Source organism: Moritella sp., from assembly GCF_033791185.1.
Lineage (GTDB): Bacteria > Pseudomonadota > Gammaproteobacteria > Enterobacterales > Moritellaceae > Moritella.
Genome location: NZ_JASJHF010000145.1, coordinates 1 through 7,302, shown reverse-complemented (window position 1 = coordinate 7,302; position 7,302 = coordinate 1). Strand labels below are relative to the sequence as shown.

Genomic DNA, 7,302 nt, shown 5'->3' with positions numbered 1-7,302 from the left:
CCATGGTTGTTATCGGCAAGCCACAATCTGACCCTACTTTAGAATGGTTTTTATCTCACTGCCATATTCACAAGTACCCTACAAAAAGTACGTTGATCCATTCTGGAGAAAAAGCAGAAACTTTATATTTTATCGTTAAAGGTTCTGTGGCAGTTCTAATTAAAGATGAAGAAGGTAAGGAAATGATCCTTTCTTATCTGAATCAAGGTGACTTCATGGGTGAGTTAGGCCTATTTGAAGACATTGAGGAACCTGTACGTAGTGCATGGATCCGAGCTAAATCACCATGTGAAGTAGCTGAAATTTCATATAAGAAATTCCGTCAATTAATCCAAGTTAATCCTGAAATTCTAATGCGTCTTTCAGGTCAAATGGCTGAACGTCTACAAACAACGAGCCAAAAAGTTGGTGATCTAGCATTCCTAGACGTAACAGGTCGCATTGCACAAACATTGCTAAGTTTAGCAAAACAACCTGATGCGATGACTCACCCAGACGGTATGCAAATTAAAATTACTCGTCAAGAAATTGGCCAGATCGTTGGTTGCTCGCGTGAAACCGTTGGCCGTATCTTAAAGATGCTTGAAGAACAAGAGCTAATCTCAGCTCATGGTAAAACGATTGTGGTATTTGGCACACGCTAAACCAGTCATTTTATTAGGCTCATAAAACGGCGTCTGACCTGTTACTCACAGATCAGACGCCGTTTTTTTATATCCATTATTTTTAACTATTTCTGCAAACGTTTAATCAATACCGAGGTATCACTACGCTGTTCACCGTTATTTTGCAATTCATGATAAAAACCATCGACTAATTTCGCTATCGGCACTAAAGAACCATTACGCTCAGCTTCTTCAAAGCAAATGGCTAGGTCTTTGCGCATCCAATCAACAGCGAAACCAAAGTCAAACTTACCTTCTGCCATGGTTAAGGCTCGATTCTCTAACTGCCAAGACTGCGCGGCACCATTGCGTAATACATCCAGTAACACATGTTCGTCTAACCCTGCATTTTTAGCAAAATTAACGCCTTCAGCCAAGCCTTGTACCAGACCGGCAATGCAAAGCTGATTGACCATTTTACACTTCTGCCCTGCACCAACGCCCCCCACCAAGGTGACTTTTTTAGCCATAATATTCAGCACAGGTAAAGCACGCTCGTATACGCTTGCTGTACCGCCAGTCATTATGGTCAGTAACGCATTTTCAGCTCCAGCTTGCCCACCCGACACTGGTGCATCGAGAAATTGAACATTTGCTTGGGCACAGGCTGCAGATAACTCTTCCGCTAATAATGCAGAGGTGGTGGTATGATCGATCAGTATCGCGTTCGCGGTCATTGCCGACAATAGACCAGCATCGCCGTAAACAACGCTACGCACGTCATCATCATTACCGACACACATAAGCACTAAATCGGCATTAAGTGCAGCTAGATGCGGTGTAGAGGCATGCTTACCTCCATATTGTTCCACCCAAGCAACTGCTTTTGTAACTGTACGGTTAAATACCACCACATCATGCCCTGCATTCTGCAGATGACCCGCCATTGGATAGCCCATTACACCTAAACCAATAAATGCTATTTTCATTTTAGCCCACCTTATAACATGTCACTTTAAATTATATTTACGATTAAGCGTTCAACCATTTTTCAATAGCAAGACTAAGTTTTTTCATGCCCGCATGAATATCATGTTCAGGTATATTAAGTGCCGGTGTAAAACGCAACACATTCGCCCCTGCCACTAATATTAATAGGCCTTCTTGAGCGGCTTGCTTCATGATCGCAATAGCCTGGTCTTGATATTGCTCTGTTAATTCAGCACCGAGTAATAAACCTTCGCCACGAATGTCAGAGAAAATAGCATATTGATTATTGATCTGTGCTAATGCAGCTTTAAAAATGGTTGACTTGGTCTTAACTTGGGCTAAAAAAGCAGCATTATTAACGGTATCAACAACTGTTTCAGCTACGCTACAAGCCAGTGGATTACCGCCATAAGTACTGCCATGCGTACCAACACTCAGGCTCTTTGCAATACTCTCCGTAGTTAACATCGCAGCTATGGGGAAACCAGCCCCAAGACCTTTGGCTGACGTTAAAATATCAGGCTTAATATCAGTATGTTGATAGGCATAAAAAGTGCCTGTACGGCCAACTCCGGTTTGTACTTCATCAAATATCAACAACGCATTGTATTTATCACACAGCGCACGTACACCAATCAAAAACTGCTGGTTCGCAGCATGAATCCCTCCCTCACCTTGTAGCGGTTCCATCATCACAGCGCAGGTCTTATCACTTATTAGCGTTTCTAATGCAGCAAGATCATTAAAATCAATATGCTCTATGGCCCCCGGTTTAGGACCAAAGCCATCAGAATAAGTTGATTGACCACCAACTGTCACCGTGAAGAAAGTCCTGCCGTGAAAACCTTGGTTAAAGGCGATGATCTGATCTTTACCCTCACCAAAGTTATCCAGAGCATAACGACGTGCTAATTTTAATGCGGCTTCATTCGCTTCCGCACCCGAGTTAGCAAAAAACACTTTATCTGCAAAAGACGCACGGGTCAGTTTATGAGCAAGTCTTAACGCTGGTTCATTGGTCAGTAAATTACTCACGTGCCATAATTGTTGGCTTTGTTTTTGTAAAGTTGCAACTAAAGGAGGATAACAGTGGCCTAAACAACTAACGGCAATACCTGCTGCAAAATCAATATATTCATTATCATCTTGATCCCACACTCGCGAACCTTGGCCGCGCACAGGGATCATTGCGGCTGGTGCATAGTTAGGAACCATGACAGTATCAAAATCTTTCCGAGTCACACCTGTTACGTTATTGGTCATATTCCTTTCCTCTTAGCAAACATCAATGTCTAAATAATCACACACCAGCAATGGCGCATATATATTCAATATATATAGATATTTACTCACAGGTCAAGTCCGATACAGCATTACATTACAGAAATAGCTGAATTGTTGATAAGAAAGTTATTCAATAGCTCTTTTCCTTGTTCAGTCAGGATACTTTCAGGATGAAATTGCACCCCCTCAAGCGCTATAACGTTATGTTTAAAGGCCATTATCTCATCAAACTCGCCGTGATAATCCTCAGTCCAAGCCGTGATTTCAAAATCCTTATGCAGTGTTAGCGTCTCAACAATCAAAGAGTGGTAACGCGTGACGGTTAACGGATTATTTAGCCCTGCAAAAACGCCTCTACCTTTATGCTTAATTACCGACGTTTTACCATGCATGACTTTTTTAGCTTTTATGACATTAGCACCAAATACTTGCGCGATAGATTGATGACCCAAACAGACACCTAAAATAGGAATTTTCCCCGCAAACTTTTCAATAACAGCAAGTGAAATACCTGCATCATCAGGGGTACATGGCCCAGGTGAAATAACTAAATAATCAGGTGATAGTAACGCTATTTGATCCAATGAAATTTCGTCATTACGTTTAACAACAACTTCTTGTCCAAGTTCAGAGAAATACTGGAATAGATTAAACGTAAAACTATCGTAGTTATCGATAATAAGTAACATGGAAGATTAAAATTCTAATGAGGAAACTGAGTAAATAATATCATAGGTAGAATTTGGTTTCTAATCATGCACCTTCGTTATAACGCTCACAATGCTAGTATTCACTATATTTACAGTCAGAAACAATAAAGCTCAGCCAATGCTGAGCTTTATATAACCTAGTATTATCTATATTTATTTAACAGATACAAACTCAGGATAAGCATCGATACCACAGTCTGCCATATCCATACCCGTGATCTCTTCTTCTTCAGTAACACGAATACCCATGGTTGCTTTAAGTACCGCCCACACTAAGAGACTTGCTGTAAATACCCAAGCAAAGATAATAGCAGCGCCATAGAGTTGAGCTGAGAATGTTGCATCGCCATTGCTAAATGGCACAACCATTAAGCCAAAGAAGCCACACACGCCGTGTACCGAAATAGCGCCAACAGGATCATCGATCTTGGCTTTATCTAATGCCACGATACTAAATACAACTAATACACCACCTAAACCACCCAATAATGTCGCGAATGCAGGAGATGGACTCAGCGGGTCAGCAGTGATAGTAACTAAACCAGCTAATGCACCATTAAGCACCATGGTTAAATCCGCTTTGCCCCACATGATCTTAGTGATGAACAATGCTGCTACAGCACCAGCTGCTGCTGCCGTGTTCGTATTCACAAAAATTTGCCCGACAGCCGTAGCATTTTCAACATCTGAAAGTAATAGCTGTGAACCACCGTTAAAACCAAACCAACCCATCCATAAGATAAATGCACCTAACGTCGCTAATGGCATGTTCGAACCAGGGATTGGATAAACCTCACCGTTTTTACCATATTTACCTTTACGAGCACCCAGCAACAATACCGCAGCTAATGCAGCTGAAGCACCAGCCATGTGAACAATACCAGAGCCAGCAAAATCAGAAAAACCAGCTTCAGATAAGAAACCACCACCCCACGTCCAATAACCTTCAATAGGATAAATAACACCAGTTAAAAAAACAGAGAATGCCAGAAAAGCCCATAGTTTCATACGCTCAGCGACAGCACCCGATACAATTGACATTGCCGTTGCAACGAATACAACTTGGAAGAAGAAATCCGACTCTAATGAATGGTCAGCACCTTCCGATTGGGTGCCGATTAACGAACCAAATGATGGGATAATACCGCCTTCTGCATTATCAATGTACATGATGTTATAACCGACGAGTAAGAACATGATACATGCGATTGAATATAGCACGACATTCTTAGTCAGAATTTCAGTGGTATTCTTAGAACGAACCAGACCCGCTTCTAGCATTGCAAAACCTGCAGCCATCCACATCACAAGTACACCAGACATTAAAAAGTAAAAAGTATCGAGTGCAAAACGCAGCTCAGTAACCGTAGTTGTTAGCTCTTGCATAATTTATTTCCCCTAAATTGCTTCTGAGTCCATTTCGCCCGTACGGATACGCACAACTTGTGTTAAATCGTAAACAAAAATTTTACCATCACCAATCTTCCCGGTGTAAGCCGCGCTATTAATAGCTTCAATCAGGCGATCAACATTTTCACTCTGCGTGGCGATTTCTAACTTAACTTTTGGTAAAAAATCCACTTGGTATTCCGCACCACGGTATAATTCTGTGTGGCCTTTTTGACGACCAAAACCTTTAACTTCTGTTACAGTTAATCCTTCAACACCGATATCTGCTACTGCTTCACGAACATCATCGAGTTTAAATGGTTTAATGATTGCGCTTATTAGTTTCATAAAGAGCCCCTTGCCTGAGTATATTGAATATCTATATACTTAAACTTAATTCAACCTCCGTGCCAATATTTATAATCGTTAATATTCAGACACATAAGTGCGAAACAAACAATTTCAACTTTAATCTCGAACCAATCTGGTGCAGAAGAATATTAATAAACCCCAAACTAGTGCATCTACCCCATCAAGTATTAAGCCCACACATAATACGATCGTAACCTCAATTTTTATAACTTGCGTTCTCTTCCGCGTACGTAAGTGATAAGCGATTTCTAATGATTAAGCATGGAAAAATTAACCGTTAGGCTAGTCTTACTAACCAAATAACAATTTAAATTGTGCGATGTGAGGCTTATTACCACCATTCAAGTACAAATAGATAAGAAAAATTGAGTGCGTACCAAACCCATATTCATACTTTATTTAAATAACAATAATGTATTGTATTTCCAACTAGGTGACAAAAATGGGTCTGTTACTTTAAACCTTAAATCATGGAAGAAATACGATGCATAAATTATTACTGGTAGCACTACTATCAGCGCTTACAGCTTGCGGATCTGAAGATATATTTGATAGCGAAGAGCAGAGTAACAACACGGGTATATTGCCCTCGGCAACTTTTACTTATCAGGCTAATGAAATAAATTCACCATTATATTATTTTGATGGCACTTACTCAGAGAATGGCGAAGAATATATACAAGACGATATAACGTGGCATTGGACTGTTTCACTTGACGGTATAGGTCAAATAGCGACATTACATCCTGAAGAAAACCCTCAGTATCAATTCTTAGAGACTAATACTTATAGAGTTAAAGCAACTGTATCTAACGCTGATGGAGATGTACTGGATAGCTATTATCAAGATATTACCATCACACCCGAACAAATCGAAACACCAACAACCATCCCGACAGCAGTAATAGAAATTGCGAGTATAAATGGGCTGAATGTGGAATTCAATGGGCAAAATTCAACATATAGTAAAGGTGAAATAACCGAGTTTGAATGGATCATTGAGGGTAATAATTATTCAACAGCAGTAAGATCGCATCACTTTAACCAATCAGGTCAATACTCAGTAGCGCTAAAAGTAAAATCTGTCGATGGCACTGAACATTCAACAACAACAACAGTCAATGTTTCCTCTGAAGCAACCGTACCAATTGCTAACTTCACATATGTAACAACTGATCTCATTGTTAATTTTGATGCGAGTACTAGCAGTAATGTTAGTAGTAATATAGATAGTTATAATTGGTATTTCCCTCATGATAGTAGTACAGCCAATGGCATTAATATCACTAAAACGTTTCCAGCAGAAGATAGCTATAGCGTTTCACTTACAACAATAAGTGGTGAGGGTATCGAAAAAGAGCTAGTTAAAACCGTCAGTGTAAGTGAAAACGTGGCATATGTGACATGTGATATCCTTACATCAAGCCATTCGATATATAGGTCTCGAGATGTAGGACAGTGCTTTACCAGTATTACGAGGGGTCCTTTAACAACGTTAAGTAATGCGAATACTTGGTGTCATGATCAAGTTGAAAAATATCAAGAACAAATGACACGCCTCCTCCCAACAAACTTAACCTATGAAGTCCGACAACAAGGCAATAGCGAGTGTACTGAAGCAAACGAGTTATAATGTTTGACTCTATGCGTCTTTAGTACAAATTGAATATATTCAAATCTATTTTGAGCGCATTAAATTTTAGGCACAAAAAAGCCTCTTTCTCTAATAAATAGTTTTCGATTCAGGCTTTCGTTGTTTGTTGGCGAAGAGAAAGCGAACGGCTTTCTATAAACCACAACCCTCGGCACTCGGCGGACTGGCCGCTTGTCTTTTTATATAGAGTCTGGCCGACTGAACTACCACTCCCTACACTCTGTTTTTTGCATCTCTGAATTTCAGGCACAAAAAAAGCCTGAATCTTTCGATTCAGGCTTTCGTTGTTTGTTGGCGG

8 protein-coding genes are annotated in these 7,302 nt (G+C 40.2%); 2 read left to right on the top strand and 6 right to left on the bottom strand.

The genetic code is table 11. The features are described 5' to 3' along the window. Positions 1 to 2: 2 nt before the first annotated feature. The gene (gene crp, locus QNK26_RS08615; RefSeq protein WP_319222248.1) at positions 3 to 644 is read left to right on the top strand and encodes a cAMP-activated global transcriptional regulator CRP; all 642 of its coding nucleotides are present in this window, start codon (positions 3 to 5) and stop codon (positions 642 to 644) included. A gap of 86 nt (positions 645 to 730) precedes the next feature. On the opposite strand, the gene QNK26_RS08610 is transcribed toward crp, so the two are convergent. The 5 genes from QNK26_RS08610 to glnK form a co-directional block, all read right to left on the bottom strand. Beyond that, positions 731 to 1,594: an NAD(P)-dependent oxidoreductase gene (locus QNK26_RS08610; RefSeq protein ID WP_319222246.1), complete on the bottom strand. Its 864-nt coding sequence runs from the start codon at positions 1,592 to 1,594 to the stop codon at positions 731 to 733. Between the two features lie 43 nt (positions 1,595 to 1,637). Next, entirely contained in the window at positions 1,638 to 2,858 is a 1,221-nt protein-coding gene (locus QNK26_RS08605) for an aspartate aminotransferase family protein (protein WP_319222244.1), read from the bottom strand. 110 nt (positions 2,859 to 2,968) lie between these two features. After that, complete coding sequence (locus QNK26_RS08600; RefSeq protein ID WP_319222243.1) at positions 2,969 to 3,568, bottom strand: aminodeoxychorismate/anthranilate synthase component II; 600 nt, start codon at positions 3,566 to 3,568, stop codon at positions 2,969 to 2,971. A gap of 174 nt (positions 3,569 to 3,742) precedes the next feature. Then, entirely contained in the window at positions 3,743 to 4,975 is a 1,233-nt protein-coding gene (locus QNK26_RS08595; RefSeq protein WP_319222242.1) for an ammonium transporter, read from the bottom strand. 12 nt (positions 4,976 to 4,987) lie between these two features. Continuing rightward, positions 4,988 to 5,326 (bottom strand): P-II family nitrogen regulator, encoded by a 339-nt coding sequence (gene glnK / locus QNK26_RS08590; protein ID WP_045108765.1) that lies wholly within the window; start codon positions 5,324 to 5,326, stop codon positions 4,988 to 4,990. Between the two features lie 508 nt (positions 5,327 to 5,834). Between glnK and QNK26_RS08585 the strand changes: the two genes are divergently transcribed. Further along, complete coding sequence (locus QNK26_RS08585; RefSeq protein ID WP_319222239.1) at positions 5,835 to 6,983, top strand: PKD domain-containing protein; 1,149 nt, start codon at positions 5,835 to 5,837, stop codon at positions 6,981 to 6,983. Between the two features lie 109 nt (positions 6,984 to 7,092). Here QNK26_RS08585 and QNK26_RS08580 read toward each other — a convergent pair. After that, on the bottom strand, positions 7,093 to 7,302 hold a 210-nt coding region (locus tag QNK26_RS08580; RefSeq protein ID WP_319222238.1), incomplete at its 5' end, for a hypothetical protein.

Coding starts and splice junctions, on each gene's coding strand:
- QNK26_RS08595 (WP_319222242.1), bottom strand. CDS start 4,975: ATGCAAGAGCTAACAACTACGGTTACTGAGCTGCGTTTTGCACTCGAT.
- QNK26_RS08585 (WP_319222239.1), top strand. CDS start 5,835: ATGCATAAATTATTACTGGTAGCACTACTATCAGCGCTTACAGCTTGC.
- crp (WP_319222248.1), top strand. CDS start 3: ATGGTTGTTATCGGCAAGCCACAATCTGACCCTACTTTAGAATGGTTT.
- QNK26_RS08610 (WP_319222246.1), bottom strand. CDS start 1,594: ATGAAAATAGCATTTATTGGTTTAGGTGTAATGGGCTATCCAATGGCG.
- glnK (WP_045108765.1), bottom strand. CDS start 5,326: ATGAAACTAATAAGCGCAATCATTAAACCATTTAAACTCGATGATGTT.
- QNK26_RS08605 (WP_319222244.1), bottom strand. CDS start 2,858: ATGACCAATAACGTAACAGGTGTGACTCGGAAAGATTTTGATACTGTC.
- QNK26_RS08600 (WP_319222243.1), bottom strand. CDS start 3,568: ATGTTACTTATTATCGATAACTACGATAGTTTTACGTTTAATCTATTC.